This is a genomic window from Celeribacter litoreus, assembly GCF_020165855.1.
Classification (GTDB): Bacteria; Pseudomonadota; Alphaproteobacteria; order Rhodobacterales; family Rhodobacteraceae; genus Celeribacter; species Celeribacter litoreus.
On record NZ_JAIUFY010000015.1, the window covers coordinates 67,316 to 93,740 of the forward strand.

The following is a 26,425-nucleotide window of genomic DNA, read 5'->3' on the forward strand; positions in this document are numbered from 1 at the left end:
AGAAGCAGAAGCAGAAGCAGAAGCAGAAGCAGAAGCAGAAGCAGAAGCAGAAGCAGAAGCAGAAGCAGAAGCAGAAGCCGAAGCCGAAGCCGAAGCCGAACTTGCCGTTGAGAGCGAAGTTGACGCGCCGAAGCCCGAGGGAATTGAGAACCCGTACGCGCGCTACACACCGCCGGTTGAAGACGGTTCCGGAGAGGAGGCCGCGGAAAAGGTCGCCACCGCGGAAGAGCCTGCGCCAGAGGTCGCCGAAGTTGCGGAAGATTATTCCGATGATCTGACGGTCGAAGATGCCGCTCTTGATGACGAGCCGGAGGCGCTTGAGATCAGTGACGATGAGGCTGCGGCAGAAGCTGCCCTCCCTGAAGAGGCTGCCGAGACTGCGGACCTGATCGAAGAGACGGACGCCGCACCAGAAGACGCCGCTCTGACGGAAGAGCCGAATGCGCTCGACGACGTGGAGATTGAAGAGATCGCTTTCGAAGGCGTTGAAGACAAGGCCGAAGAAGTGTCGGAAGATGCGACAGTCGCGGAAGAGGCAGAGCCGGAAGCCGTCGCTGAGATCGAAAGCGCGGAGTCCGCGGAAGAAGAAGTCGTTGTCGAAGAGACCTCCGAAGATGACGCCGAGATTGAGCTAGATACCACCTCGGAAGAGATTTCGGACTCTATTGAAGACTTCGAAGAGGAAACCGTCGAGGCGGCTGCGCCCTTCGATGATCCGGAAAGCTACGCCGATAATGCGGAAGAGAGCGAGGAAGCCGACTTCGAGGATGAAAGCCTCCTGTCTTCGGTAATGCTCGGCGCGAGCATTGAGCCGACGCACGACTTTGACGAGGAGACTGTCGAAGACGCATCGGAGACCGAAGAGGCCGTTGAAGACCCCATTGCGGAAGAGGTTGAAGACGCGACAGAGGAACCTGCGGACGCCGAAAATCTCTTCACTGCCGATGAGGACTTCATGGATGAGGCCGCGCTCCGCGATCTCGTGACGCAAGTCATCCGTGAGGAACTTCAGGGAGAACTGGGCCAGCGCATCACGCGCAATGTCCGTCTGCTCGTCCGTCGCGAAGTGCTCCGCGCGCTCAATCTGCGTGAGATGGAATAACGCTAAATCTTACCTGCGAGACCCATCAGACCGTCAAGGTCGAGGTGGGTCTCCATATGATCGGCTAGAGCCTCTAGGGCCTTTTCCACGCCGCCTTCGAAATCGGTCAAACCGTCCGTGACGCCGAGGCGCGCCAGATAGGCGGCGCGAAACGCGTCCGACGCGAAAAGCCCGTGGAGATAACACCCGAGCACCTTTCCGTCCGCACTCATAGCGCCTTCGCTGCGTCCCTCAACTGTCAGCCAAGGTCGCGCATCCGGCCCGAAGGTGCGCCCGATATGTATTTCATAGGCGCTGACCTCATGACCCGTCGCAAGATCAATGGCGCATACCGCGGCGAGGCGCTTATCCCCGCTCATCACCGTTTCGACGTCGAGTAGGCCCAGGCCCTCATGGCGCCCCGCATGGCCCTCAATCCCGTCGGGATCGTCGATCCAGCGTCCAAGCATCTGATACCCGCCACAAATTCCGAGGACATGCCCGCCACGTCGCACATGCGCCAAGAGATCAATGTCCCAGCCCTGCGCACGGAAGAATTTCAGATCGCCAATGGTGGATTTCGTGCCGGGGATGAGCACGAGATCGGCATCTCCGGGGAGCGGGTGCCCGGCTTCAATGATCTCGACAGTGATGTCCAACTCTGCGGCCAGGGGATCGAGGTCATCGAAGTTCGCGATACGAGAGAGGCGCGGGACAGCGATCTTGATCTCGCCGGTGCCGCGCGAGGAAATGTCCATCACATCTTCGGCGGGCAGTCGGTGGGCCTGATCGAACCACGGGAGCGTACCGAGATCGATCCAGCCGGTACGGCTCGCAATCTCGCGCGCGCCGTCTGCAAAGAGGCTCACATCGCCACGGAATTTGTTCACCGCAAAGCCCTTGATCCGCGCGCGGTCGCCCTCTGGCAGGACTGCGTGGGTGCCGACCAGTTGCGCGATCACGCCGCCACGGTCGATGTCGCCGATCAAGACGACAGGCACGTTGGCGGCCTCTGCAAAGCCCATGTTGGCAATGTCTCCGGTGCGGAGGTTGATTTCAGCGGGGCTGCCGGCGCCTTCTACTACGATGAGGTCGGCGGTGTCTGCGAGGCGCGTGAAGCTCTCCAGCACTTTCGGCATCAGCGTTGATTTCATCTTGCCGTAGTCGCGCGCCTTGAGGGTGGCGAGGCGTTTTCCCTGAACCACGACCTGTGCGCCGACGTCGGTCTCTGGTTTGAGCAGGACAGGGTTCATGTCTGTGTGCGGCGATAGACGGCAGGCGCGTGCCTGGAGCGCCTGCGCGCGTCCGATCTCTCCGCCGTCCACGGTCACGGCGGCGTTGTTCGACATGTTCTGAGGTTTGAAAGGGGCGACGCGCAGACCGCGACGCGTCATCGCGCGACAGATGCCGGCGACCAACATGGACTTGCCCACGTTGGAACCTGCGCCTTGAATCATGATCGCCTTGGTCATGCTGCCTCTCCCTTGGTCGGGCTTATGAGTAAGCGAGTGACGAGAGAGAGAAAAGGGGGATCAGTCCTCACCTGATCCACGACGGCGGATGTCTGGGTAGGGGGTGCCGTCGAGGTGATTGTAGAAGTTCTCTGATGCGGTATCCGCCATGAGATCAAGCCCCGGATAGAAGGCCCGTTCGCCGTCTCTGCGCGAACCAACCTCAAGCACAACAACGTCCGCCTTCGTGTCGTTGCGCAAGCAGTGACCGATTTCTTCACCTGCCTTAAAGCCCGCGCAGTCACCGGGTGACAGATGCTCCTCGGTGTCGCCGTAAACGAGCGTGGGGTGGCCTTCCAGGATGTAGACGAACTCGTCTTCTTTCTCATGCCAATGGGGCAGGGCAGAGGCGCAGCCCGGCGGTAGTGTTGTCAGGTTGACCCCGAACTGGGTGAGGCCCGCCTGATCGCCGAGGGCGCGCTTGATGCGGTCGCGGGTGCCGAGATGGTGAGGCGCCGGATAAAGAGTGCCGACTTTCGGAGTGATACTCGCAACATCAATTTTCTTACTCATGAAACGCTCCTTTCCCTCCATCCTGCACGCAAACGAAAAGACGCGCCAGCAGTCAGCCAGGCGCGTCTTGTTCTAATGTGCAAAGGTGCGTTTTAAGCTGCTTCTGCAGCTTCCAATGCGTGACGGCGTTCGCTTTCCTCGCGCGACAGCGCGACGGAGGTACGAATGCCTTTGGAGACGAATTCCATCAGGCCGGAGACAACACGTTCAGACGGGTCGATTCCAGCACAGGACAGAACTTCGCGGCCATCACGGGAGCGTGCCCAACGGGCGATTTGCTCCGGACCATTGCCATATTTCTTGTCATCGGCAATCGCATCATCAAGAGCAGCCAACACAACTGCCGCAAACAGTTTGCGGGCGCGTTGTCCTTGCTCGTAATTGAATGCGGTGCCATCCACGAACTCAGCCATGGTTTTTCCTTGTATTATTGCTCTTGTCTTTCTGGCGTGCGGGGCCTTATGGCACTTTTGTGACGATTCGGATACCATCCATTTGCATATCTATTATGCAATATCATCATGCCTTGGGCGACAGCTTCAAATGAGCCAGACGGATGCCACGACGCGCGAGCGCCTTGTCAGCCGGCGACTGGACAGATATAGGGTGCCCCAATCTATCTTCAACCAATTCCCACGGTTTAGTGACATGCCCAAAATCAACGGTAACGAAATCCGCCCCGGCAACGTGCTGGAACATGACGGTGGCCTTTGGGCCGCAGTGAAAGTCGACCACGTGAAGCCCGGTAAAGGCGGCGCCTTTGCTCAGGTCGAAATGAAGAACCTGCGCGACGGTCGCAAGCTTAACGAACGCTTCCGCTCTGCCGACAAAGTCGAGCGCGTGCGCCTCGAGCAGAAAGACATGCAGTTCCTCTATGAGAGCGACGGCCTTCTGAACATCATGGACACCGAGACCTACGATCAGGTCACGATCCCGGCCGACATTCTCGGCGAGCGTCGCCCGTTCCTGCAGGATGGTATGACCATCGTGGTTGAGTTCTACGAAGAAGAGGCGCTTAACGCGACTTTGCCGCAGAAAGTCACCTGCAAGATCGTGGAAACCGAGCCGGTCGTCAAAGGTCAGACTGCCGCGAACTCCTTCAAACCGGCGATCCTTGATAATGGCGTCCGCGTCATGGTTCCGCCCTTCGTTGGCACCGACGAGGACATCGTCGTAAACACCGAAACGATGGAATACTCCGAGCGCGCCTAATCGCGTCGCACGGAATGAATGACAAAGGCCGCCTCATCGGGCGGCCTTTTTGTTTGCAGTGGCTTTTTGCTTTCAAAGCACCAAGAGTTTCCGTTTGATCAGCTTCTCAATGACCTTCGCGCCATAGGCGGTCGAGCCATGATGCCCGTCTGCCAGGATATAACTTGGCGGACACAGGCCTGTTGATTTGTCGAAAATATCTTGCTGCGGATCGTAGGCGGACACACCTAGTTCGCGATAGTGCTCAATCACGATGTTGCGCGACATATCGGCATTCGTTGCTCTTGCTACCCGAGGCGGCGCAACAATGGTCAACGGCACTTTCTGCCGTATCAAGCGCCGCGCCAATCGAAAATGGCGCGCGCGACCATCGACCACGATGTCTCTAAGCATAGATTTGGACATGAAATTCTGATCGTCTTCATAGACCAGATCCTCTTGAAAGACGCGGTGTTTATTCCAGCCGATCGGCGCGGTCAGGCGTCCGAGGTGAAATCCGACCGTAGACAGTACAGGCAGGCCGCTCGCGAACACATCTTTCACGCCGAGTTCGGCCCGCAACGCATCAAGGCGCTTCTTCGCTGCGGGGACGGCACGGATTTCGAACCCGTTGTTGCCAATCACAAACCGTTTGTCGTGCCAGCCTGCACCGGAAAACTGGATCGTCGCGACGCGATACCCGAGTTTTTCCGCGCCATTCATGAGCGCGAGCGTATGGCTGTCCCCAAGGATGAGAAAGTCGTAGGGCTTATCGCTCATTGAACTTGTCCAAAATCATTTCTTCGCACACGAGTTCCTCTTGCGACAGTTCACGCTCAGAGGCGGCCTGTGCCTCCGCAACGGCATCTTTTTCCGAGCTGTGGCGTGCGCTTCCGGAGAGATCAAGACCGGAGAAGAAGTGCTTCATCACGAGTTCGACGCCTTGTGGCGCGATCGAGCGCATGTTCGGCTCAAAGAATGCGGCGCGGGTCGGGGGCGCTGCGATAATCTCGTAGGACGGAAAGTAATCAACGGTGTCATCCGTCTGCGCCAGATGACCGGCCACCGCTCGCAGAACCGATTTGGAATACTGCGTCGCGACCAGAACATGGTCGCCAGATGCCGTCGCCACCAATGGCACGGGCGAGACAGTCAGAAGTACACGTAAATCCGCGTTCAGCCCGCGCATCGTTTCGAAGGCCTTCGTGAGACCTTCGAGGATTTCCGGGTAGGTGTAATTATGGAACTGATGGGCGTCGGGATCGAAGGTGCCGATGCCTGTTCCCGGACAGATCGAATAGGTTTGGCCCGTCTTCGAATTGATCCATCCCTCTGTCAGGCCCAGCGTGAATACGAACACGTCGCTCTGTGTAATGCAGCGCGCAAAAGAGCGTGCAGTAGAGGCGACGGATGCTTGGGCCTCTTCCTTGCTGATAAATCCGTTTGGTTCGATTCTGGGGCGGAGCATGTCGTGCCAGCGCCCGTTCCCGTCCTCCCAGTATTCGACTGAAGCCGCGTCCCGAAGGCCGGCCGCCAATTCAACCCAGACGAGAAGCTGGGCCGCCGTGTAGATGTTTCCTGTTCGTGCAGAGAAAACACCGTAGTTGTATTTACTGGCGATATGGTCAGGGGTCTTTCCGGGTGCGGGCTCTCCATTAAACCAATTCATTTCGCGCGACAGAAGTGCGCGGCTGATATGTTGGGCGAAGCAAGAGCCGAATGTTGAAAATCGCGCGTCTTTTGGCAGTTTCCAAGCGGAGGACCAGAGATTGCGGTAGCCGAAAAGCCCTGCTTCGGCGACCCCGGTCCGCCAAAAGGCACTGGGAGGCAAATCGCGATAAGGATTGTCCGGTTTGTCTGATTTGTGTGCCATACTCAAAAACTCCGGACATGAAATTCCCGAGCAGTATCGGCAAAGAAAATGACGGAACGCAACCGAAACATGGGCATATTTATGAAGCTTTTCTCACAGGTAGGGAACGAGGCAACGCTCTACGAGACCGCGATATCCATCACCGAAAAGGGCAAGGTGCACAAGGGCCGGGAAGAGTTGGTAGAGGGGGCGGCGCGCGTGCCAATCCGAGGCGGGCTCTCCATACCCTTCCCAGAACGCAGGGGGAGGGGCGCCAAAGAGGTGAAGCATTGCCAGATCGACTTCCGCATCTCCGTGGTAGCACGCCGGATCAATGAACTGTGCGCCTCGGGTCGAGAACAGAAGATTCCCGCTCCACAGATCGCCATGCAGAAGGTTAGTGGCATTGTGCGGGATAAGCTCCGGCAATCGGTCGCATACGCGCTCCAGACGGGACCCTATGTCGGGGAATAGCTCTGCGAAGGGCAGGAGGCGCCGTTCCGCCCAGAATGACGGCCAGTCTGTTGCTGGACGATTGTTGAGCTTCACTGACCCGAACGCGTAGTCTTCAGTCCAACCATTCTGCGGTGATTGCGTCTCGTGCAGCGTGCGCAGGGCTGCGCCTGCCTCGATCCAGCCCTGTGCCGTTGGCGGAACTTCACTGAGGTGCTCCATCACGATCAAGGTATCGGTGGCTGCGATAACCGCGGGCACCGGAGCGCCAGCCTTGGCCATCTCACGGAGCATCCGCGCCTCTATCCCGACGTGCTGACCTGATTTCGCGACAACGGTCTCGTGATCGCTCTCGAAACGGAAAACATCGGAGAGATCCCCGCCATGCAGCGGAGCAATCGACCGGACCTGAAAACCAAGATGCTCAAGAGCGGTTCTCAGGTCCGTCGACGACATTTTATACAGCGCTCAACCCGAGGATCTCGCGGGCCTGAGCCGCTGTCGCGATCGGGCGCTCAACCTTTTCGGCCTCTTTGACAGCCAGCTCGACCAAGGCCGCGTTGGACGGCGCCAATGTGGTCTTGTTGATCCGGATGTTGTCCTCGAGCCCCGTGCGCAGGTGCCCCCCCGCGGCGGCGGCCCAAGAGTTCAGCTCAAGCTGATGACGCCCCACACCCGCTGCACACCACGGCGCGTCCTCGCCAAAGAGGTGTTTGACAGTCTCCACATAGAAATCAAACACGCGCTTCTCGGCGGGCATCGCGTTCTTCACGCCCATCACGAACTGCACATAGGGCGTGCCTTTGAGTTGTCCGCGATCTGCCATGAGCTTGGCGTGATAGATGTGGGACAGATCGAAGGCTTCGATCTCCGGCTTCACGCCGTAGGTGAGCATCTCGGAGGCGAGCCAATCCACAAGATCCGGCGGGTTCTCATAAACGCGGGTCGGGAAGTTGTTCGAGCCGACAGAGAGCGACGCCATCGGCGGACGCAAGGGCAGCATGCCACCGCGTGTCGTGCCCGCACCGGACCGGCCGCCCGTAGACATTTGCACGATCATACCCGGACAGTTTGCCTCGATGCCTTCTTTCAGGCGCGCAAATCGTTCCGGGTCCGAGGTCGGTTTGCCTTCGTCGTCACGGACGTGGCAGTGGGCGATGGTTGCGCCCGCTTCAAAAGCTTCCTGCGTGCTTTCGACCTGCTCCGCGATGGTGATCGGAACGGCGGGGTTGTCGGCTTTCGTGGGCAGAGAGCCCGTGATCGCGACGCAGATGATACATGGCTTTCCGGTGACTTCACTCATGGCATCCCCCGAGGCACTGATTGACGGTCATTGGCTCCTCCCAGTCTGGTTCGAAGCCATCATGCCGCGTCCATTCCCTCTTGGAAAGCAAGAGTTTGGGTGTCAGGCGCTAACCTTGGCCTCGCCCGCGGTGAGCGGACCTTTCGCACGGTCGAACCGCAGATAGGCGATAGCCTTGTCGCCGGACTGGGTGAACAGCGTGCCTGCCGTTTTGCCGCTCTCGGTCACGATTTCCGTGCCTACGGGTGCACTGCCGTCGATCGCGACAGTCTTGAGCCCCTTGCGCAATTCGGTTTTGTGCTTCATCCGCGCCGTGACTTCCTGACCGACGTAGCAGCCTTTTTTGAAATCGACGCCGTGAAGACGATCAAACCCGGCCTCGAGGATAAACGTATCGGGCGTCAGCTCTGCGCCGAACTCCGGAATGCAGTGTTCGACACGGATCGCATCCCAATCGGCCTCCTCGGACGGACGGCCATCATAGGCACGCCACCCCATTTCGGGCGCACGCGGGTCCGCAAACGCTCCCTCTGGGACTGGTCCGACGCCACGCGATACACTCCGCTCCGTCGGGGTCAGGGTCACTTTGGAGCGCAGTTTGTACATGGAAAGACGTTTCAGGAGCATCTCTGCCTCGCTTGCGGGAGCATCGAGCAAGATCACGTCGCCCTCGGGGATGAGGAAGAAATCGACGAGAAATTTCCCCTGCGGCGTGAGCAGCGCGGCGTAGACAGCGCCGTTTTCGAGGCGTTTCACATCGTTTGTGATCAAGCCCTGCAGGAAGTGAACGCGGTCCTCGCCTGCAATTTCAATCACTTTGCGTGCCTGATTGGTCATCTGAGCCCTTTCCTCATTTACGCACCTTCATATAGGAATGGGGGAACCGAAGAGAAGCGACAACTCTGCAGAGGGGCCTATGCGCGCGCCAATTTCTGTCATCATCCCCACGCTGAATGCGACGCCGAAGCTGCGCGCAACGATGCTGTCTTTGATGGAGGGGCTGGACGCGGGACTGGTGCGGGAGTTGATCCTCTCGGATGGCGGCTCAACGGATGGCATTGAGAAGATGGCTGATTTCGTCGGTGCGGAGTTGATTACCGGCCCTGCGGGGCGGGGCGGCCAACTCAAACGCGGCGTCGAAGCTTCCGAAGGGGACTGGGTTCTGTGCCTGCACGCCGATACCTGGATGCCGGAGGGCTGGGCCGAGGAAACCGTGCGCCACCTCGCAAAGGCACATGATGCTGCGCTGGTCTATTCGCTCTCATTCCGCGATGCGGAGGGAATGGGGCCAAAACTCGTGGCGAAATGGGCCAATCTGAGGACGAAGCTCTTCAATCTGCCCTATGGTGATCAAGCGCTCCTGATCTCCCGCGAGCTTTATGATGAGATCGGCGGGTATGCAGACATCCCGCTCATGGAAGATGTCGAGCTCGCAAAGCGCTTGAAGGGCAAAATTCGCCTCAGTCCCTTGAGCGTCCAAACAGACCCATCACGCTACCAAACATCCGGCTGGTGGCGGCAAGGATGCCGGAACCTTTTCCGTCTTCTGCGCTTCTATCTTGGAGCTGATCCGGAGACGCTGGCAAAGAACTACCGTCGATAACCGTTCGACCGTCGGCGTATTGGAGGCGATAGAGATCGGCGTAGAGACCACCCCGCGCCAGCAGTTCCTCGTGCGTGCCCTCATCGACAACCTGCCCTTTGTCCATCACGACGATCTTGTCCGCGTCACGGATGGTCGAAAGGCGGTGCGCGATCACGATGGTGGTGCGCCCTTCGGAGAGTTTCTCAAGCGCTTCCTGCACGATTTTCTCCGACTGCGCATCAAGTGCAGAGGTCGCCTCATCGAGCAACAGGACCGGACGATCCCGCAGAACGGCGCGGGCAATGGCCACACGCTGACGCTGACCGCCGGAGAGGGCGGAGCCGCGTGGGCCAGCGGGTGTGTCGAGGCCGTGGTCCAGACGCGAGACGAAATCGTCGATATGGGCCGCTTTCAGTGCGGCGTTCAATTGCGCGTCCGAAACGTCTGCACCCATCAGGATATTGTCGCGGATGCTCTCGTCGAAGAGCAATGCATCCTGCGAGACAACAGAGAACATGTCGCGAAGCTCTGGGAGGCTGATACTCTTGGTCGGAACGCCACCAAATGTGATCTGTCCGTCGCTCGGATCGACGAGACGTGTGAGCAGGTGGAAGATAGTTGATTTGCCTGCACCCGATGCCCCGACAAGAGCAGTTGTCTTGCCCGCCTCCGCCACAAAACTCGTGCCGCGCAGAACCGGTGCCTCGGTATAGGAGAATTGCACGTTGTCCAGACGGACATCGGCAGCCTTCGGATCTGTCGGCAGAGAGGTCGGAACAGGTGGTGAAGTGATCGCGGGACGCTCTTCAAAAATCGCATGCACACGCTCGAGGGAGGCCATGGCCATTTGCCAGATACCGGACACGTTCCCGAGCCTGCGTGCGGGCTCGAACACGAGCCCCATCGCGGTGAAGAACGCCATGAAATCGCCCACGCTTTTTTCGCCAGCAAGAATTTCCTGCGCCCCGAAATAAAGCACCGCGCAGAAACCGAGACCTGCCACGAAATCAATCAGAGAAGGGATCGCCGCCTGACCCCGCACGGCGCGCAATTCGTTGCGCACGTAGGTATTGATCGCACTGCCAAAACGCTCTGCTTCGCGCGCCTCTGTCCCCGAGAGCTTGATCTGTGTTGAGCCGTGGAACACCTCATCAAGCCGGTTCGAAACGAGGCTAGAGGACTCCCGCGCCTCGCGGGAGTTCCGCCGGACGAGACGTTGCAAACGCGAGATCGGCATCGCGAGCAGCGGCGCAGCGACCAATACCACGAGCGTCCAAACCCAGTCGATCGTGATGGCCACGATCAACAGAGACAAAAGCCCGATCACGTCCTTGATGAACGTGGAGAAAATCTGACCCCACTGAAAAGACGCCGCCTGACAATCGCCACGCGTGCGCTCGAGCAACACACCGGGCGGATATTTGTGAAAGAACGCGCCATCGAGTGTGAGAACATGCGCAACGAGATCCTTTTGCAGATGCGCGGCCGTTTTCTGACGCAACATCGTCATCAGAACGCGGTTGGCATAGGACGATGTCGCACGCACGAAAAATACGGCGAGAACAGCGAGAGAGACCCAGAGAACCGATTGCCCTTGCTGGGCGACGAGCATGCTGTCGAACATCGGTTTGATCAGATAGGAGAGCGCGCCGAGCATCGAGCCCTCAAGAGCCATAAAGAAGAGTGCGCCGAAGAGTTTGGGGCTCTGAGGGCGCATATATCCCTTGAAAAACCAACGGAATAGCCCCTGTTTCGTCGCATGCGACGGGCTATCCTGTGTGTCTCGGGCCTGAGTGTCGGCGTTCATTGAAGCTCCTATGATCACCACTGGGTCCGGTGACTGATGTTGCGTCGGTTTACCGAAGCGGCGCGTCTCCCGCAAGAAAACGCTTCTCATAGACTTTCCGGTAGATCAAAAACCTGTGCGCCTTTGTGTCCCGACCTGCGCGATTGACCCGCTTCTTGGGCGAGGCTACCACTTTTGGAAAGGATGGGCGCGTCCCATTGATTTAACATTTCTCATTCGCAGGTCTGTTCCATGTCTCTTGCCAACGGTCGCCACTATCTCGCAATCCCCGGTCCTTCCGTGATCCCTGATCCGGTCCTTCAGGCCATGCATCGCCCGGCGCCGAACATCTATACCGGTGAACTGGTGGAACTGACCCACGGCCTGATCCCCGATCTCAAAACGATTGCGGGCACCGAGGGCAACGTAGCGCTCTACATCACGAACGGGCACGGTCTCTGGGAAGCGTCCCTCACCAATATGATCTCGCGCGGCGACAAGGTCCTGGTCTGTGTGACGGGTAACTTCGGTCACGGCTGGGCGGATGTGGCACGGCGTCTTGGCGCGGATGTTGAGGTGCTCGACTTTGGCAAGCAGGCGCCCGTCGATCCCGCTCGTCTCGAAGAGGCTTTGAAAGCCGATACGGACCACAAAATCAAAGCCGTGCTGACCGTCCATGTCGACACCGCAACCTCGGTGCGTAACGACGTCGCCGCGATGCGCAAAGCGATTGATGCTGCTGGGCACCCCGCCGTGTTTGGCGTCGACTGCATCGCGTCTCTGGGCTGTGACCGTTTTGAGATGGATGCGTGGGGCGCGGATGTGATGATCGCCGCCTCGCAAAAGGGTCTGATGACCCCGCCGGGCATGGGCTTTGTCTGGTTCTCGGAAAAGGCCCGCGCGGTCGGCATGGGCAACGACATGCGCACCCCATATTGGGACTGGGAAACCCGCGCGAACCCGGTCCACCTCTACGAATATTTCGACGGCACCCCGCCGACACACCACCTCTACGGCTTGCGCCAAGCCGTCGACATGATTCTAGAAGAAGGCCTTGAAAACGTCTGGTCCCGCCACTCCATTCTTGCGCGCGCCTATTGGGCCGCTGTCGAGCATTGGGGGCAGGGTGGCAACCTCAAGTTCAACATCGCGGAGCCGGAGTATCGCTCCCACGCAGTGACGACCCTGAGCCTCGGCGACGGGGACGGCACGCGCCTGCGGAGCTGGCTGACCGAGCATCTCGGGATCACCCTCGGCATCTCGCTCGGCTTTGGCGATATCGGCTCGTCCGAGTCGGACGGGTATTTCCGGATTGGTCACATGGGCCACATCAACGCGCACATGGTGCTCGGGATCATCGGGGCGATGGAGACGGCTTTCACTGCGCTGGACATCCCGCATAAAGAGGGCGGATCAGTTGCAGCGGCCAAGCTGCTCGCGGCGTCGGTCTGAACCAGACCTTAGCAGATGAAATTAAGGGGCCCTCGGGGCCCCTTTTTTATCCGACGTCTGCAATCGCTTTGGGCAGGGTCTCGGCGAAAATCTCGATCTCCTGCGGCAGGCCCACAGAGACGCGAATGCAGCGGTCGAGCGGCGCCATGCCGGGCATCCGAACGAAGACGCCACGGGCGTCGAGAGCCTTCAGTATCGCACGCGCATAGTCCCCGTCACGGCCGCAATCCATGGTGACAAAATTGGTCGCGGACGGAAGCGGGGAGAATCCGTTCTGTTGTGCGATTTGTCCAATTTTCTCGCGACCCTCTCGAACGCATTCCAAGGTTTGCGCGAGGTAAGACTGATCGCCCAAAGCCGCCAGCGCGCCGGCTTGGGCGACGCGATTGACCCCGAAGTGGTTGCGGATTTTGTCAAAAGATTGGGCGATATCGCGATGGGCTATGCCGTATCCGACCCGCGCGCCTGCCATCCCGTATGCCTTTGAAAAAGTGCGGAAACGGATGACTTTCTTCGAAGACGTATCGAGCGCCGGGTGCGTGCTATCCGGTGCGAACTCCGTATAGGCTTCATCGAGGATCATCAGACACCCATCCGGCACAGCGTCGATCATATTCTGAACGGTGTCGGCAGAGTGGACGGAGCCCATCGGATTGTTCGGATTGGACAAGTAGACGAGCTTCGCCCCGACCTCTGTTGCCTTCGCAATGAGGGCCTCTGGGTCCTCGTGTTCGCCTTTGTAGGGCACGGTATGGAGCGCGCCGCCAAAGCCTGCGACGTGGTAGTTGAACGTCGGGTAAGACCCCGCCGAGGTCACGACCGCATCGCCCTGACCGACATAGAGACGCACGAGATTTCCGAGCAGGCCGTCTATGCCTTCGCCGACTGTGATCTCCTCGGGCGCTACTCCGTGATGCGCGGCGAGCGCGAGGCGCAGATCACGGTTTTCCGGTTCGCCGTATTTCCAAATCCCTGTCACGCTCTCTTGCATGGCCTCGATCGCTTTGGGCGAGGGACCAAAGGGCAACTCGTTCGCGCCCATGCGGGCAGCAAAAGGTTCGCCCCGTAATTCTTCCATGCGTTCAGGCGCCACGAAGGGCACGGTTGCAGGAAGGCTTTGAGCGAGCGGGGTTTGGCGCAGATCTGTCATGACGGCTTTCCTGCCTCAAACTTCGGGGGCGTGCAAGCGCCCTCGTATCAACGAAAAAGGCCCGCCGGAGGGGCGGGCCTTTGAATGAGTATTTTTGCCAAGAAGAAGATCAGGCGATTTCTGCGAGGCGGGCAAGCGCCGCTTTGAGTTTGGCCTCTTCCTCTTCGCGGGCCGCGAGGTTTTCCTGAGCTTCCGCCACAACCTCTTCCGGCGCGGAGGCGACGAATTTCGGGTTGTTCAGACGACCGCGCAGACCACCGAGTTCTTTCGCCAGCTTGCCGAGCGCTTTTTCGAGGCGGGCTTTTTCCTCGGCGATGTCGATCACGCCTTCGAGCGGCAGGGCAAAGGTGCCACCGGCGACAGAAATCGTGATCGCGCCTTTCGGCATCGGTCCTTCGGAGAGGCTGTCGAGGCGCGCGAGTTTCATGATCATCGCTTCATTGTTGGCCCAGGCGGTTTTGCCTGCGTCATCCAGTTCGACCTGAACCATCGGGATTTTGAGGCCCGCCGGCACGTGCACTTCGGCGCGGGACGAACGGATGGACTCGATGAGGTCGATGACCCAGTTCATTTCCGCGTCGGCGGCCGGATCAATCAGATCATCGCCATAGGTCGGCCAATCGGAGACCGCCAACATGTCGCGCGCGCCGTGGACCGTGCCCCAGAGCTCTTCCGTGATGAACGGCATGATCGGGTGCAGCATGGTGAGCGCTTGGTCGAGGACCCAGCCCATGGTCTGACGGGTTTCGGCCTTTGTCGCGTCGTCGCCGTCGTAGAACAGCGGTTTCGACAGTTCGACATACCAGTCACAGAACTTGCCCCAAACGAAGGCATAGAGGGCGTTGGCGGCGTCGTTGAAGCGGTAATCCGCAAAGGCTGCGTCGACCTCTTTGAGGACTTTCGCGGTCTCGCCGACGATCCATTTGTTGACCGTTGCCTCGGGCGTCGGGATCACGGTCGGATCGTAGTTTTCAAAGACTTCGTTCATCTCGGCAAAGCGCGCGGCGTTCCAGATCTTCGTGGTGAAGTTCCGGTAACCTTTGATGCGGTCCACGGAGAGTTTCAGAACGCCACCGATGGAGGCCATGGATGCGTTCGTGAAGCGCAGGGCGTCCGCACCGAATTCGTCAATGATTTCGAGCGGATCGATCACGTTGCCCGTGGTTTTGGACATCTTCTTGCCCTTCTCGTCGCGGACGAGCTGGTGCAGGTAGACTGTGTGGAACGGCACTTCGCCGGTCACCGCAAGCTGCATCATCATCATCCGGGCGACCCAGAAGAAGAGAATGTCGAAACCGGTGACGAGTACGTCGGTCGGGAAGTATTTCGAGGTGCTCTCGTCCCAGTTCGGCCAGCCGAGCGTGCCGATCGGCCAAAGGCCGGAAGAGAACCACGTGTCGAGCACGTCTGCATCGCGCCAGATCGGGTAGACGAGTTTTGTCGGATCCTGCGTGACGTTGTATTCCGCGAGGCTGCTGGCAAACAGTTCGTTGGCCTCGTGACGGTTGGCGACCTCGACAACGCGGCAGTGGTTGAGCGGGGTCGGCAGGTCGGCCATGTCTGCGAAGAACTTGCCATGGACGGCCTCAAAATCCGCCGCGCAGTGGTGCACGGTGCCGGAGTGGAGCATGCCGCCTTCGGTCAAAAGCTTGATCAGTTCGACTTCATCAAGCGCGCCGTCGCCTTCGTCGTCCTGGAAGTTCGGAGCGGACAGGTCGAGACCATACCAGACCGGAATCTGGTGGCCCCACCAGAGCTGGCGTGAGATACACCACGGTTCGATGTTCTCGAGCCAGTGGTAATAGGTCTTTTCACCGCTTTCCGGCATGATTTTGGTGCGGCCGGAGCGCACGGCGTCGAGGGCCGGTCCGACGACTTTCTCGGCATCCACATACCATTGGTCGGTGAGCATCGGCTCGATGACGACTTTGGAGCGGTCACCGAACGGCTGCATGATCGGTTTGTCTTCGACATAGGGAACGGTTTCCGAGACCTCGGATTCTTTGCCGTCCTCGTCTTTCACCTTCTTCGTCACCGTCGTCATCACGGCGAGGCCTTCGGCGTTGATCTCTGCGATCACCTGTTTGCGGGCCTCGAAGCGGTCGAGGCCGCGCAGGTGGTCGGGCACGAGGTTGATGCTATCCACTTCGGTCTCGGTGAACGGTTTGCCCGCGAGGATTTCGGCGGCGAGGAGCGCGCTGTCCTGATAGGAGAGACCGTCCTCACGCATCGCGCCTTTGGTGTCCATGAGGCGATACATCGGCAGGTTGCCACGTTTTGCGACCTGATAGTCGTTGAAATCGTGCGCACCGGTGATTTTCACCGCACCGGAGCCGAAGGTCATGTCCGGATATTCGTCGGTGATGATCGGGATCAGGCGGCGGTGCTCTTTCGGGCCGACCGGAATTTCGCAGAGCTTGCCAACGATCGGCGCATAGCGTTCGTCATCGGGGTGCACGGCGACAGCGCCGTCACCGAGCATGGTTTCCGGACGGGTCGTCGCGATGGAGATGTAGTCGCGCTCTTCGGAGAACACGACGTTGCCGTCCTCGTCTTTCTCGACATAGGTGTAGGTTTCCCCACCGGCGAGCGGGTATTTGAAGTGCCACATGTGACCGGCGACTTCGATGTTCTCGACTTCCAGATCGGAAATCGCGGTCTCGAAATGCGGGTCCCAGTTCACGAGGCGCTTGCCGCGATAGATGAGACCTTTCTCGTACATATCGACGAAGACCTTGATCACGGCGTCGTGGAAGTTGCCTTCCTCACCTGCGGGCGCACCTGGTGCGCCGGACATGGTGAAGGCGTTGCGCGACCAGTCGCAGGAGGAGCCGAGGCGCTTGAGCTGGTTGATGATGGTGGAGCCGTATTTGCCCTTCCATTCCCAGACCTTCTCGAGGAAGGCTTCACGCCCAAGCTCGGCGCGGGACGGTTGCTGCGTCTTGGCGAGTTCTTTCTCGACCATGAGCTGCGTCGCGATGCCTGCGTGGTCCTGACCCGGCTGCCATAGCGTGTCGAAGCCGCGCATCCGGTGCCAGCGGACGAGGATATCCTGAATGGTGTTGTTGAACGCGTGGCCGACGTGGAGGGCACCCGTGACGTTCGGCGGCGGGATCATGATGGTGAAGGTTTCATCACGCTTTTTGTGCGCGCCTGCCTTGAACGCACCGGCTTCTTCCCAAGCCTTGTAGATGCGTGCTTCCGCTTCTTGTGCGTCAAACGTCTTTTCCAGTGCCATGTCGCTTTTCCGTCCAAACAAATACGTCTCGCTCCGCCGGAGCGGAGGGTCCCGCGCTATGTAGCCTTTGGGACGCTTAAGGGAAAGGGTGAAAGACCTTGGAATCGGGCATCTCGGCCCGTGTGCGCAGGGTCTTAGATGGATCGGTCGAATTTCACCGAGAGGTGCAGGAGGCTTTCAATGTCCTGCACGCCCGTAATGGCCGTGATCTGTTCGAGGGTTTGGTCGAGTTCTTCGGTCGAGTCACAGGCGACCTGAGCAATGAGGTCGATCCGTCCCGTCGAAGTCGCGACCATTTCCACCTCAGGCAGCGCCTTGAGCTTGCTCACGATCCCGGCAGAGGACCGTGGCTCGACCTGCAAGAGCACCGTGGCCCTGATCCGGCGGGCGAGAGCAACGTCCCCGAGCTTGATCGTGTAGCCCGCGATCGTGCCGTTGGTCTCCATCCGCTCCAGTCGGGCCTGCACGGTTGAGCGCGCAACTTTGAAACGGCGGGAAAGACGCGACACGGATGTCGAGGAATCGGCAGCCAGAGCCATCAGAATTTTTTGATCAAGTTCGTCCATTTTCGCCTGCCTGTTTCGTTCCAGAATGCCGCGCGTGGGGCGCCGAGAATGCGGATGTCAATTTAGCCGAGGATTTCGTCAAAATGACCGACCGTATGCACGATTTTACCCTTTTCATCGGCAAATTCAACACGCATATAGCGCTCATGAAATGACAGGAACACAGGACGGCGAGACGGCCAAATATCGGCCCTCAAATCGCACCTGGCCTGGTTAGGATAACCGCGTAAGCGCAATCCCAACCGGACTTTTCCCGGGCAAGATGTGGCTGCGCTCTGTTGGTAAAGGACACGACCAATGGGGCTCTCAAAAACCATCTGGGCATCGCCCAGCGAATACCTGCGCACTCATGCTCCCGAGCATCCGGTGCTGTTCTTCTCTCCGGCGATTCTGCAGGCCACTGCACGCCGCTTTCAAAAGGGCTTTCCGGGCCTCGTCACCTATGCGGTGAAATCTAACCCAGACGAAGAAGTGCTCGCCAACCTCGTTGCCGCTGGCATCCGTGGTTTTGACGTGGCCTCTCCTGTTGAGATGGACACCATTGCCCGTATCGCACCCGGTGCAGCCATGCACTACAACAACCCGGTTCGCTCCCGCACCGAGATCCTTCATGCCGTCAAAGTCGGCGTGAAATCCTACTCCGTGGACAGCCACTCCGAGCTCGTGAAACTCGGCGAACTCGTTCCGGCCGATGGTGTGGAAATCTCCGTGCGTTTCAAACTGCCGGTTGAAGGTGCTGCATACAACTTCGGCGCCAAATTCGGTGCAACCGTCGAAAACGCGGCTGAGCTTCTGCTCCTCGCGTCCCAACTCGGCTTCACCCCGTCTCTGACCTTCCACCCGGGCACCCAGTGCACCGATCCGCACGCATGGGACAAATACATCCGTGCAGCGGCCGAGATTGCTCAGATGGCTGGCGTTCAAATCGCACGTCTCAACGTCGGTGGCGGCTTCCCGTCCCACCGCCTGAACGAAGTGACCCCGCAGCTTGAGCCGACCTTCGACCTCATCGGTCGCGTCGCCCGCGAAGCTTTTGGTGATGACATGCCGGCGCTCGTTTGTGAGCCGGGTCGTGGTCTCGTGGCCGAGAGCTACTCTCTCGTGACCCGCGTCAAAGCGATCCGCGACGATGCGCACGTGTTCCTCAACGACGGCGTCTACGGCGCGCTCTCCGAGCTGCACCTCGTAGGTGTCATCGACCGCATCGGCGTGTTCGGCCCGCAAGGCGTCAAACGCGAAGGTGCAACTGTAGACCGGACCGTTTTCGGCCCGACCTGCGACAGCCTCGACAAACTTCCGTCCGAGCTCGCGTTCCCGCTCAGCATGGAAGAAGAGGATCACGTCGTGTTCTACGGTCTCGGTGCCTACTCCGTGGCGACGGCTACGAAATTCAACGGTTTCGGTCAGATCACCGTCGAAACCGTTCAGCGCCACATCTGATCGGCCTCCCTGCCGTCGAAGAGCCACGACGCAATTTCCCCCCCTTTGCGTCGAAGTGTCCACGACGCATCTCCCCTCCCGAAATTCGGGAGGGGACTTTCCGCGTTTTTGTGCTAATTAATTGAGATGCAAGAGCGAATGAGTGTCTTGTCGCGGCTTGGGCCGCTGTTCAAATTCCGCCAGAGGGTCCGCACCTCAGGCGGCCATCACTCTCGTGGTCCGCTCACCCATGTTATTCTCATGGATGGGACGTTGTCCTCGCTCACCCCCGGTTTGGAGACAAACGCGGGCCTCGCCTACAAACTCCTCACAGAAGTTGCCCAGCACGAAAACATGCTCGTGCGCTATGAGGCGGGCATTCAGTGGAACGGCCTCCGCGACACGATGGACGTGATAGAGGGGCGTGGAATCAACCGGCAAATCCGTCGTGTCTACGGCGCACTGGCCTCTCGCTACCGCCCTGGCGACCGTATCTTTCTCTTTGGATATTCGCGCGGAGCCTATGCCGTGCGCTCACTGTCGGGTTTCATCGACATGATTGGGCTGCTCACGCCCGATCAAGCGACGGAACGCAACATTCGCGTGGCCTATCGGCACTACCAAATGGCGCCGCACAGCCACTCTTCCCAGCGTTTCAAAGAGACGCACTGCTACCCCGAGACGCCGATCGAATTCCTCGGGGTCTGGGACACTGTGTCGGCGGTCGGTCTCCACATGCCTGTGCTCTGGCGCTATTCGACGGTCTTCCATGAATTCCACGACTACATGCCCGCCACAAACGTGAAGAAGGTCTATCACGCGCTCGCCTACAACGAACGACGGAGCGCCTATGCGCCCGTTCTGTTCGAGACGAATCCTGAGCCACCAATGTTCGACGGGCGCAAACAGGTGCTCCAACAGATGTGGTTCCCCGGCACGCATGGCGATGTCGGCGGGCAGCTTTCGGGCTATATCCCTGAACGCCGCCTCTCGAACGCCTCACTGGTCTGGATGCTCGACAAGGCCGAGGGCGCAGGACTTCAATTGCCGGAGGGGTGGCGGATGCGCTTTCTCGCGGACCCGCATGGTCCATCGGTCGGTCAGAACCGTGGTTGGGGAAAGTTCTTCATGATGCGCCGGACGCGCAAGGTCGGGCATGACCCGTCCGAAGTGCTCCATCCGGCGCTGAAGTTTTAGATCACGCCGAGGTTCTCGCAGACAGCTTTCGTCAGCGTCGGGCGGTTCAGCGTATAGAAGTGCAGGTCCTCAACACCCTCTGCGAGCAGCTTTTCACAGAGCTTGGTGCAGAGGTCGATCGAGAGCTGGTGATGATCCTGAGAGTGCTCGAAAGCCGCCTCATAGCTGATCGGGATCGGCGTGCCGCAGCTCGAAGCGAATCTCTGAATGCCCTTCCAGCTCGTGATCGGCAGAATGCCGGGGATGATCTTGCCGGTGATGCCAGCGCGTTCGCAGCGCTCGCGGAAGCGGAAGAAGTTCTCCGGCTCAAAGAAGAACTGTGTGATTGCGGAATCCGCGCCCGCTTCGAATTTGCGCTTCAGCCAGAAAATATCGGCATCCGAATCTGCGGCCTCGGGGTGCGGGTCAGGGTAGGCGCCCACGCGGATTTTGAAGTCACCGGTCGCGGAAAGCGCTTCGATCAACTCGATAGAGTTGGCAAACCCGCCCTCAGCCGGTGTAAAGCCGCCCGAACCTTTCGGCGGATCGCCCCGCAGCGCCACGATTTCGTTAACGCCCACCTCTTTATAGCTGTTCGCGATGGCGAGGGTTTCTTCCTTCGTGGCGTTCACGCAGGTCAGGTGCGCCGCGACGTTCCAGCCGTATTTGCGATGGAGGAGAGCAACCGCGTCGTGGGTCAATTCCCGAGTCGTGCCGCCCGCGCCGTAAGTCACGGATGCAAATTCCGGTGACATATTCCCAAGCACCTGCAGAGTCTCGAACAGGCTAAAGCAGGCCTCGATATTCTTCGGCGGGAAGAATTCGAACGAAATTTTGGGCGCATTGGTCATTGTCATATCCTCTTGGGTCGGCGGCCCTTGTCTCACGAAGGGGCATGTGAGACAAATTCATAATTCTCAAGATCAACATGAGGCGCGTTCAAGATGCATCTCGAATTCCGACATCTCCGGACGATCAAGGCCATCCATGAGGAGGGCGGCCTCGCGCGTGCCGCCGACCGGCTCAACATCACGCAATCTGCCCTGTCGCATCAGGTCAAAGGGCTTGAGGATCAGGCGGGTGTCGAGTTGTTCGTGCGCCGCTCCAAGCCGCTGAAACTGTCGGCTGCTGGGATGAAGCTCTTGGCGCTCGCCGAAGAGGTCTTGCCAAAGGTGGAGGCCCTAGAAGCCGAATTTCGCGGGATCGAAGAGGGCACGACCGGACGCCTTCACATTGCTATGGAATGCCACGCCTGTTTCGATTGGCTCTTTCCGGTCCTTAACAAATTCCGTCAGGCCTGGCCCGAGGTCGATGTCGATATCCGCCTGCGCCTCGCCTTTGGGGCGCTTCCCGCGCTCGAACGCGAAGAGGTCGATTTCGTCATTTCCTCGGACCCCGACGACATCGACGGCGTCACCTTTGTCCCACTGTTCGACTACGCCCCGATGTGTGTCATGTCGTCCAAATCGCCACTCGCAGCGAAACAGTATATCGAGGCAGAGGATCTGCGCGATCAGACGTTGATCACCTATCCGATGGATCGCTCCCGTCTTGATGTGTTCAAAGACCTTCTGACCCCCGCCGGCGTCGAACCCGCGAAGCAGCGCCAAGTCGAACTGACAGACGTCATCCTCATGCTGGTCGCCGCTGGACGTGGCGTGGCTGTCCTCCCTGATTGGGTCATGCGCGACATCCGGAATCATCCTGATTACGCCGTCCGCCCACTCACGGCCAAGGGCGTCACCCGCCGCATGTATGCGGCCGTTCGGAGCGACGACGCGACCAAACCCTACATGGCCCACGTCCTGCGGATTGCGAAAACAGAAGCCGTGAAGCTCCAACGCGGCTGAATTCCGGCCACAGGTGCGGAGGGAAATGCGCAATAGACGGTAATTCTTTGCCCCGAGACCCTTGGCAGAAACGGATTGGCGGCGTATACGCCCGCTTTGAACATCCCACATCCGCCCGGAGACCGGTCCCATGCAAGGCAGTGCCAACCTCAACGTTATGATCAAAGCCGCCCGTTCGGCAGGCCGCTCGCTCGTCAAGGATTTCCGTGAGGTCGAGAACCTTCAGGTCTCCTCGAAAGGTGCGGGCGACTTCGTGTCTCGCGCCGACATCCGCGCCGAGGAAATCATCTACGAAATTCTGACCGAAGCGCGCCCGACCTACGGTTGGCTCGGCGAGGAAAGCAAGGCCAAAGAAGGTCAGGACCCGACCCGTCGCTGGATCGTCGATCCGCTCGATGGCACGACCAACTTCCTGCACGGTCTGCCGCACTGGGCGATCTCTATCGCGCTTGAGCACAAGGGCGAAATCGTGTCCGGCGTCGTGTTCGATCCGGCAAAAGGCGAATTGTTCTGGGCCGAAAAGGGCGCAGGCGCCTGGATGAACGACCAGCGGATCCGCGTGTCTGACCGTTCCAAAATGATCGAGTCGATCTTCGCGACCGGCCTGCCGTTCGGTGGCCGTGCCGATCTGCCGGAAACGCTCAAGGACCTCGCTCGCCTCCTGCCCGCGACCGCAGGTGTCCGTCGCTGGGGCGCTGCTGCGCTCGACCTCGCGTATGTTGCGGCTGGCCGTTACGACGGGTTCTGGGAACGTCGCTTGAACGCTTGGGACATGGCCGCTGGCATCCTGCTCGTGAAAGAAGCGGGCGGTTTCGTCGAATCCATCACCCCGGAAGGCAACCCGCTCACCGATGGCGAAGTGGTTTGCGCAAACGAAGTGATGTTCGAGCGATTCTCTAAGGTTATTCGCGGCGCGTAATCCGGCAGGATCACCGCGATCGGCAGACGTGTTGGGCGGTTTCTGTCGAATTTTACGCAATAATTCCGCCCGATCGTTTCCAAAATCGAACCTAACCTCGCTGCAATCGGATTAGTGTTGGCTGTTTGGTGAAAAACCCCTGATTTTGCCGTATTGTTGCCCAGTTTCATTGTAAATTTTGCTGCAACGCCGAAACCTTCGGAGAAAACCGCGTGCGTAATATGTTGAAATCACACTCTAAAGACTTTTTGAACGATGATGATGGCGCGGTCACCGTCGATTTTGTTGTGCTGACGTCGGCAATTATCGGTATGGGTATTATGGTTATCGGAATTATCTGGGAAGGCGCGTTTGGCTTCACTGAGCAGCTTGATGCTGACATTCAGCAGATTTCGGTTCTCGTCCACTGATACAGCAGCCTGTCCTATCGATCTTTTCGTTGATCTCAATACGCGGCTGAGATTTCGCTTACCGGCGGCGTCTTACGTTTGGAACTGATGTTTTCGAAAAGCGATAGCGAGCCTCTGCATGTGTCGGGTGGCCACGTGTGCGATCCCAAAACGCAGCACCTCCCAAACGTTTCCAGATCGGAAATGCAGCGATCACGCCAGCTGCGAAGCCGCCCACATGCGCAAGGTAGGCCACGCCGCCGAGTTGGCCGCCGTTCCCCATTTCGCCCAGCACTTGAAACGCGAACCAAGCGCCGAGCATGAGCCACGCGGGCAGGGGGATGACTTTGAAAAAGATGATGAAGATGAAGAGCACGTCGACGCGGGCTCTCGGGAAGAGCAACAGATAGCCCCCCATAACTCCTGCAATCGCGCCGGATGCGCCAACCATTGGCACCATGGCGGACGGCGCAGCAGCATACTGCGCGAGTCCCGCAGCAATGCCACAGAGTAAATAGAACCCGAGATACCGAAGATGCCCCATCTCATCTTCGAGATTGTCCCCGAATATCCAAAGAAAGAGCATGTTCCCCGCGATATGCATGAACCCGCCGTGCATGAACATTGAGGTCAGGAAGGTGTAGTATCCTTCCCCGTAACTGATCCGCGCAGGGATCAGGGCCCAGTCCGAAAACACAGACACGAGCGCACGATCATCGCCATAGGACGGCAGCATCGCGAGAAAGACCGCGATATTCAGGCCCATCAGCAGATAGGTCACGAACGCCGGATTGCGTGAGGGATTATGATCGCGGATCGGAAACATGGCTTCTATTTGGGGGCGCTTTGGAAGAGGTCAAGGAAAACCGATCTTTACACCAGGGACCTCTCGACTATAGTCCTCAAGCCGCGTTGCCCGCGTGGTGGAATGGTAGACACAGAGGACTTAAAATCCTTAGGCCGTATAGGCCGTGCCGGTTCGAGTCCGGCCGCGGGTACCACCTTTCAGATCAGTTTGCAGGTGTTCCTCGATTGGGGAAGGTCTTTGTGCCCGACAAAAAGTCCGACAAAAGTCAGACACTTGCCCGACGAAAGTCCGACCGGCAATTTTCGGGACTTTTACGAAAGAAGCCGCCACTCCGGTGGGAGAGGCGGCTTGTCTCATTCGAACATAGCGTATGGCTGGGTGTTAGGTCCGCGTACCCGCGAATTTTTCCTGCCATTCCTCGCGCTGCTCATCGGCAATCTTGGTGAACAGGTTGTCCGGAACAGCAAAGGTGTGACCTGCGGGCAGCGCGCTCAGAGCCGCTGCGACATCTTCCGGCCAGTCGAGGGTGTCGAGGCCGAGCGCGGTCTGGAGTTTGCCAGCCGCATCCGGAATGAACGGTGCGGAGAGACGGGCGTAGAGGCCGATGAGGTTGAGGCCAAGGCGCACTTGTGCGGCGGCTTTCTCGGGGTCTTCCTTGAAGGTCGCCCACGGAGCTGCGGATTGCAGATATTCGTTGCCCGCGACCCAGATGGCGCGGAGCGCTGTTGCGCCCTTACGGACCTCGATGGCGTCCATATGTGTCTGATATTCAGCAACTTTCGCGGTCAGGTCGGCGATAAGAGACTGTTCCTGTTCGCCGTATTCGCCGCCTTCAGGTACGGCCTCAGAAAACTTGGAGCGGCAGAACTTCGTGATCCGCGAGACGAAGTTGCCAAGCACGTCTGCGAGGTCTTTGTTCACGGACTGTTGGAAGTTTTCCCAAGTAAACTCGGAGTCAGAGCTCTCCGGCGCATGGCTCAGGAGCCACCAACGCCAGTAATCAGACGGCAGGATCGAAAGGGCCTGATCCATGAACACGCCGCGACCGCGAGAGGTAGAGAACTGACCGCCATCATAGTTCAGATAGTTGAACGATTTGATGTAGTCGACCATCTTCCACGGCTCGTCCGAGCCGAGCATCGTGACCGGGAAGGAGAGGGTATGGAACGGCACGTTGTCCTTGCCCATGAATTGAACATATCGAACATCGTCCGCGCCTTTGTCGGTTCGCCACCAGCGTTCCCAATCCGCATCCGAAAGCCCTTGAGCCTGCGCCCACTCAGCCCCACATGCGATATATTCAATCGGCGCATCGAACCAAACATAGAAGACTTTTCCGTCCATGCCGTCCCAAGGTGCGCCCTCGAATTGTACCGGCACACCCCAGCTCAGATCGCGGGTGATGCCGCGGTCTTGCAGGCCGTCACCGTCATTGAGCCACTTCTTCGCAATGGAGGTCGTCAGAACCGGCCAGTCGGTCTTGCTGTCGATCCACTCATTGAGCGCATCGCGCATGTTGGACTGCTTGAGGTAGAGGTGCTTCGTGCTGCGCTGTTCAAGGTCCGTCGCGCCGGAAATCGTCGAGTGCGGCTCAATCAGGTCGGTCGGGTCGAGCTGTTTGGTGCAGTTGTCACACTGGTCCCCGCGGGCGGAGTCATAGCCGCAGTTCGGGCAGGTGCCCTCGATGTAGCGGTCGGGCAGGAAGCGACCGTCGGTGTTGGAATAGATCTGCGTCTCCTCAACGACCTCAATGAGGCCCGCATCATAGAGGCGCTTTGCCAAATGCTGCGTTAGCGCATGGTTCGCGGCAGCCGAGGAGCGTCCGAAGTGGTCGAAGGACAGGCGGAAACCAGCGGCAATTTCGGACTGAACGTCGTGCATTTCCTGACAGTAATCCGCGACGGGCTTGCCAGCCTTTTGTGCGGCGATCTCTGCAGGCGTCCCGTGTTCGTCGGTTGCGCAGAGGAACAACACCTCATCACCGCGAGAGCGACGGTAGCGGGCATAGAGATCGGCTGGCAATTGCGAGCCAACGAGGTTGCCGAGGTGTTTGATGCCGTTGATATAAGGCAGGGCGGAAGTGATGAGCGTGCGTGCCATGAGGGTCTCGTCCGAACGTCCGTTGCATGAGGGTTTCAGCTTCTCTATCGCGCCCGCGCTCAAAGGGCCAGAGGTGAGGGGCG

General features: G+C 59.1%; 22 protein-coding genes, 1 tRNA gene and 2 pseudogenes. 10 read left to right on the forward strand and 15 right to left on the reverse strand.

Features of this window, described 5'->3' with window-relative positions; translation table 11 throughout:
* Positions 1-1,102, forward strand: a pseudogene (locus LA304_RS16610) (hypothetical protein); the annotation flags it as partial.
* A 2-nt stretch (positions 1,103-1,104) separates the two neighbouring features.
* On the opposite strand, the gene LA304_RS16615 reads toward LA304_RS16610, so the two are convergent.
* The 3 genes from LA304_RS16615 to LA304_RS16625 form a co-directional block, all read right to left on the reverse strand.
* Positions 1,105-2,553, reverse strand: a complete 1,449-nt coding sequence (locus LA304_RS16615; RefSeq protein WP_224504304.1) for a cobyric acid synthase — start codon at positions 2,551-2,553, stop codon at positions 1,105-1,107.
* Positions 2,554-2,613: 60 nt separating this feature from the next.
* Positions 2,614-3,105 carry a cupin domain-containing protein gene (locus LA304_RS16620; RefSeq protein WP_224504305.1) on the reverse strand — a complete coding sequence of 164 codons (492 nt, stop codon included), beginning with the start codon at positions 3,103-3,105 and terminating at the stop codon, positions 2,614-2,616.
* A 92-nt stretch (positions 3,106-3,197) separates the two neighbouring features.
* Positions 3,198-3,518, reverse strand: coding sequence for a DUF6280 family protein (locus LA304_RS16625; protein WP_224504306.1), 321 nt, complete (start codon positions 3,516-3,518; stop codon positions 3,198-3,200).
* Positions 3,519-3,753: 235 nt separating this feature from the next.
* Between LA304_RS16625 and efp the strand changes: the two genes are divergently transcribed.
* Entirely contained in the window at positions 3,754-4,317 is a 564-nt protein-coding gene (gene efp / locus LA304_RS16630) for an elongation factor P (RefSeq protein WP_224504307.1), read from the forward strand.
* 72 nt (positions 4,318-4,389) lie between these two features.
* Here efp and LA304_RS16635 read toward each other — a convergent pair whose 3' ends face one another.
* The 5 genes from LA304_RS16635 to ygfZ form a co-directional block, all read right to left on the reverse strand.
* Complete coding sequence (locus LA304_RS16635; protein ID WP_224504308.1) at positions 4,390-5,076, reverse strand: hypothetical protein; 687 nt, start codon at positions 5,074-5,076, stop codon at positions 4,390-4,392.
* Positions 5,066-6,169 (reverse strand): GSCFA domain-containing protein, encoded by a 1,104-nt coding sequence (locus LA304_RS16640; RefSeq protein WP_224504309.1) that lies wholly within the window; start codon positions 6,167-6,169, stop codon positions 5,066-5,068. Before LA304_RS16640 ends, LA304_RS16635 begins: the two co-directional genes overlap by 11 nt.
* A gap of 93 nt (positions 6,170-6,262) precedes the next feature.
* The gene (locus tag LA304_RS16645) at positions 6,263-7,057 is read right to left on the reverse strand and encodes a fructosamine kinase family protein (RefSeq protein ID WP_224504310.1); all 795 of its coding nucleotides are present in this window, start codon (positions 7,055-7,057) and stop codon (positions 6,263-6,265) included.
* Position 7,058: 1 nt separating this feature from the next.
* Positions 7,059-7,904: a BKACE family enzyme gene (locus tag LA304_RS16650; protein WP_224504311.1), complete on the reverse strand. Its 846-nt coding sequence runs from the start codon at positions 7,902-7,904 to the stop codon at positions 7,059-7,061.
* 102 nt (positions 7,905-8,006) lie between these two features.
* Complete coding sequence (gene ygfZ, locus LA304_RS16655) at positions 8,007-8,741, reverse strand: CAF17-like 4Fe-4S cluster assembly/insertion protein YgfZ (RefSeq protein ID WP_224504312.1); 735 nt, start codon at positions 8,739-8,741, stop codon at positions 8,007-8,009.
* 79 nt (positions 8,742-8,820) lie between these two features.
* Here ygfZ and LA304_RS16660 point away from each other — a divergent pair.
* Positions 8,821-9,438 (forward strand): annotated as a pseudogene (locus tag LA304_RS16660) (glycosyltransferase); the annotation flags it as partial.
* Here LA304_RS16660 and LA304_RS16665 read toward each other — a convergent pair.
* Entirely contained in the window at positions 9,365-11,296 is a 1,932-nt protein-coding gene (locus LA304_RS16665) for an ABC transporter ATP-binding protein (RefSeq protein WP_396022206.1), read from the reverse strand. The pseudogene LA304_RS16660 and the gene LA304_RS16665 overlap by 74 nt on opposite strands.
* A 231-nt stretch (positions 11,297-11,527) precedes the next feature.
* Here LA304_RS16665 and LA304_RS16670 point away from each other — a divergent pair, with 231 nt between their 5' ends.
* Positions 11,528-12,727, forward strand: a complete 1,200-nt coding sequence (locus LA304_RS16670; protein WP_224504314.1) for a pyridoxal-phosphate-dependent aminotransferase family protein — start codon at positions 11,528-11,530, stop codon at positions 12,725-12,727.
* A 46-nt stretch (positions 12,728-12,773) separates the two neighbouring features.
* Here the strand turns inward: LA304_RS16670 and LA304_RS16675 are convergent, their stop codons facing one another.
* The 3 genes from LA304_RS16675 to LA304_RS16685 all read right to left on the reverse strand — a co-directional run bounded on the left by LA304_RS16675 (position 12,774) and on the right by LA304_RS16685 (position 17,681).
* Positions 12,774-13,877: a pyridoxal phosphate-dependent aminotransferase gene (locus tag LA304_RS16675; protein ID WP_224504315.1), complete on the reverse strand. Its 1,104-nt coding sequence runs from the start codon at positions 13,875-13,877 to the stop codon at positions 12,774-12,776.
* 109 nt (positions 13,878-13,986) lie between these two features.
* Positions 13,987-17,115, reverse strand: a complete 3,129-nt coding sequence (locus tag LA304_RS16680; protein WP_224504316.1) for a valine--tRNA ligase — start codon at positions 17,113-17,115, stop codon at positions 13,987-13,989.
* Between the two features lie 134 nt (positions 17,116-17,249).
* Complete coding sequence (locus LA304_RS16685) at positions 17,250-17,681, reverse strand: Lrp/AsnC family transcriptional regulator (protein ID WP_224504317.1); 432 nt, start codon at positions 17,679-17,681, stop codon at positions 17,250-17,252.
* A 297-nt stretch (positions 17,682-17,978) separates the two neighbouring features.
* Here LA304_RS16685 and LA304_RS16690 point away from each other — a divergent pair, with 297 nt between their 5' ends.
* Together LA304_RS16690 and LA304_RS16695 are read left to right on the forward strand one after the other, a co-directional pair.
* Positions 17,979-19,121, forward strand: a complete 1,143-nt coding sequence (locus LA304_RS16690; RefSeq protein WP_224504318.1) for a type III PLP-dependent enzyme — start codon at positions 17,979-17,981, stop codon at positions 19,119-19,121.
* A 138-nt stretch (positions 19,122-19,259) separates the two neighbouring features.
* Positions 19,260-20,297, forward strand: a complete 1,038-nt coding sequence (locus LA304_RS16695; RefSeq protein WP_224504319.1) for a DUF2235 domain-containing protein — start codon at positions 19,260-19,262, stop codon at positions 20,295-20,297.
* Here the strand turns inward: LA304_RS16695 and metF are convergent.
* The gene (gene metF, locus LA304_RS16700) at positions 20,294-21,127 is read right to left on the reverse strand and encodes a methylenetetrahydrofolate reductase [NAD(P)H] (protein WP_224504320.1); all 834 of its coding nucleotides are present in this window, start codon (positions 21,125-21,127) and stop codon (positions 20,294-20,296) included. The genes LA304_RS16695 and metF overlap by 4 nt on opposite strands.
* Before the next feature lie 93 nt (positions 21,128-21,220).
* On the opposite strand from metF, the gene LA304_RS16705 reads away from it, so the two are divergent.
* The 3 genes from LA304_RS16705 to LA304_RS16715 all read left to right on the forward strand — a co-directional run bounded on the left by LA304_RS16705 (position 21,221) and on the right by LA304_RS16715 (position 23,455).
* Positions 21,221-22,126, forward strand: coding sequence for a LysR family transcriptional regulator (locus tag LA304_RS16705; RefSeq protein ID WP_224504321.1), 906 nt, complete (start codon positions 21,221-21,223; stop codon positions 22,124-22,126).
* Between the two features lie 130 nt (positions 22,127-22,256).
* On the forward strand, positions 22,257-23,045 hold the full coding sequence (locus tag LA304_RS16710) for an inositol monophosphatase family protein (protein ID WP_224504322.1): 789 nt from the start codon (positions 22,257-22,259) through the stop codon (positions 23,043-23,045).
* 221 nt (positions 23,046-23,266) lie between these two features.
* A complete protein-coding gene (locus tag LA304_RS16715) occupies positions 23,267-23,455 on the forward strand; it encodes a hypothetical protein (RefSeq protein ID WP_224504520.1) in 189 nt (62 codons plus the stop codon).
* Between the two features lie 58 nt (positions 23,456-23,513).
* Here the strand turns inward: LA304_RS16715 and LA304_RS16720 are convergent, their stop codons facing one another.
* Positions 23,514-24,260, reverse strand: a complete 747-nt coding sequence (locus LA304_RS16720; RefSeq protein WP_224504323.1) for a rhomboid family intramembrane serine protease — start codon at positions 24,258-24,260, stop codon at positions 23,514-23,516.
* 88 nt (positions 24,261-24,348) lie between these two features.
* Between LA304_RS16720 and LA304_RS16725 the strand changes: the two genes are divergently transcribed.
* Positions 24,349-24,435 (forward strand) — tRNA-Leu (locus LA304_RS16725).
* Between the two features lie 188 nt (positions 24,436-24,623).
* Here LA304_RS16725 and metG read toward each other — a convergent pair.
* Positions 24,624-26,342, reverse strand: a complete 1,719-nt coding sequence (gene metG, locus LA304_RS16730; protein ID WP_224504324.1) for a methionine--tRNA ligase — start codon at positions 26,340-26,342, stop codon at positions 24,624-24,626.
* Between the last annotated feature and the right edge of the window lie 83 nt (positions 26,343-26,425).

Excerpts from the sequence above, each read along its gene's own strand:
- LA304_RS16615 (WP_224504304.1), bottom strand. The coding sequence starts at position 2,553 with ATGACCAAGGCGATCATGATTCAAGGCGCAGGTTCCAACGTGGGCAAG.
- LA304_RS16620 (WP_224504305.1), bottom strand. The coding sequence starts at position 3,105 with ATGAGTAAGAAAATTGATGTTGCGAGTATCACTCCGAAAGTCGGCACT.
- LA304_RS16625 (WP_224504306.1), bottom strand. The coding sequence starts at position 3,518 with ATGGCTGAGTTCGTGGATGGCACCGCATTCAATTACGAGCAAGGACAA.
- efp (WP_224504307.1), top strand. The coding sequence starts at position 3,754 with ATGCCCAAAATCAACGGTAACGAAATCCGCCCCGGCAACGTGCTGGAA.
- LA304_RS16635 (WP_224504308.1), bottom strand. The coding sequence starts at position 5,076 with ATGAGCGATAAGCCCTACGACTTTCTCATCCTTGGGGACAGCCATACG.
- LA304_RS16640 (WP_224504309.1), bottom strand. The coding sequence starts at position 6,169 with ATGGCACACAAATCAGACAAACCGGACAATCCTTATCGCGATTTGCCT.
- LA304_RS16645 (WP_224504310.1), bottom strand. The coding sequence starts at position 7,057 with ATGTCGTCGACGGACCTGAGAACCGCTCTTGAGCATCTTGGTTTTCAG.
- LA304_RS16650 (WP_224504311.1), bottom strand. The coding sequence starts at position 7,904 with ATGAGTGAAGTCACCGGAAAGCCATGTATCATCTGCGTCGCGATCACG.
- ygfZ (WP_224504312.1), bottom strand. The coding sequence starts at position 8,741 with ATGACCAATCAGGCACGCAAAGTGATTGAAATTGCAGGCGAGGACCGC.
- LA304_RS16665 (WP_396022206.1), bottom strand. The coding sequence starts at position 11,296 with ATGAACGCCGACACTCAGGCCCGAGACACACAGGATAGCCCGTCGCAT.
- LA304_RS16670 (WP_224504314.1), top strand. The coding sequence starts at position 11,528 with ATGTCTCTTGCCAACGGTCGCCACTATCTCGCAATCCCCGGTCCTTCC.
- LA304_RS16675 (WP_224504315.1), bottom strand. The coding sequence starts at position 13,877 with ATGACAGATCTGCGCCAAACCCCGCTCGCTCAAAGCCTTCCTGCAACC.
- LA304_RS16680 (WP_224504316.1), bottom strand. The coding sequence starts at position 17,115 with ATGGCACTGGAAAAGACGTTTGACGCACAAGAAGCGGAAGCACGCATC.
- LA304_RS16685 (WP_224504317.1), bottom strand. The coding sequence starts at position 17,681 with ATGGACGAACTTGATCAAAAAATTCTGATGGCTCTGGCTGCCGATTCC.
- LA304_RS16690 (WP_224504318.1), top strand. The coding sequence starts at position 17,979 with ATGGGGCTCTCAAAAACCATCTGGGCATCGCCCAGCGAATACCTGCGC.
- LA304_RS16695 (WP_224504319.1), top strand. The coding sequence starts at position 19,260 with ATGAGTGTCTTGTCGCGGCTTGGGCCGCTGTTCAAATTCCGCCAGAGG.
- metF (WP_224504320.1), bottom strand. The coding sequence starts at position 21,127 with ATGACCAATGCGCCCAAAATTTCGTTCGAATTCTTCCCGCCGAAGAAT.
- LA304_RS16705 (WP_224504321.1), top strand. The coding sequence starts at position 21,221 with ATGCATCTCGAATTCCGACATCTCCGGACGATCAAGGCCATCCATGAG.
- LA304_RS16710 (WP_224504322.1), top strand. The coding sequence starts at position 22,257 with ATGCAAGGCAGTGCCAACCTCAACGTTATGATCAAAGCCGCCCGTTCG.
- LA304_RS16715 (WP_224504520.1), top strand. The coding sequence starts at position 23,267 with ATGTTGAAATCACACTCTAAAGACTTTTTGAACGATGATGATGGCGCG.
- LA304_RS16720 (WP_224504323.1), bottom strand. The coding sequence starts at position 24,260 with ATGTTTCCGATCCGCGATCATAATCCCTCACGCAATCCGGCGTTCGTG.
- metG (WP_224504324.1), bottom strand. The coding sequence starts at position 26,342 with ATGGCACGCACGCTCATCACTTCCGCCCTGCCTTATATCAACGGCATC.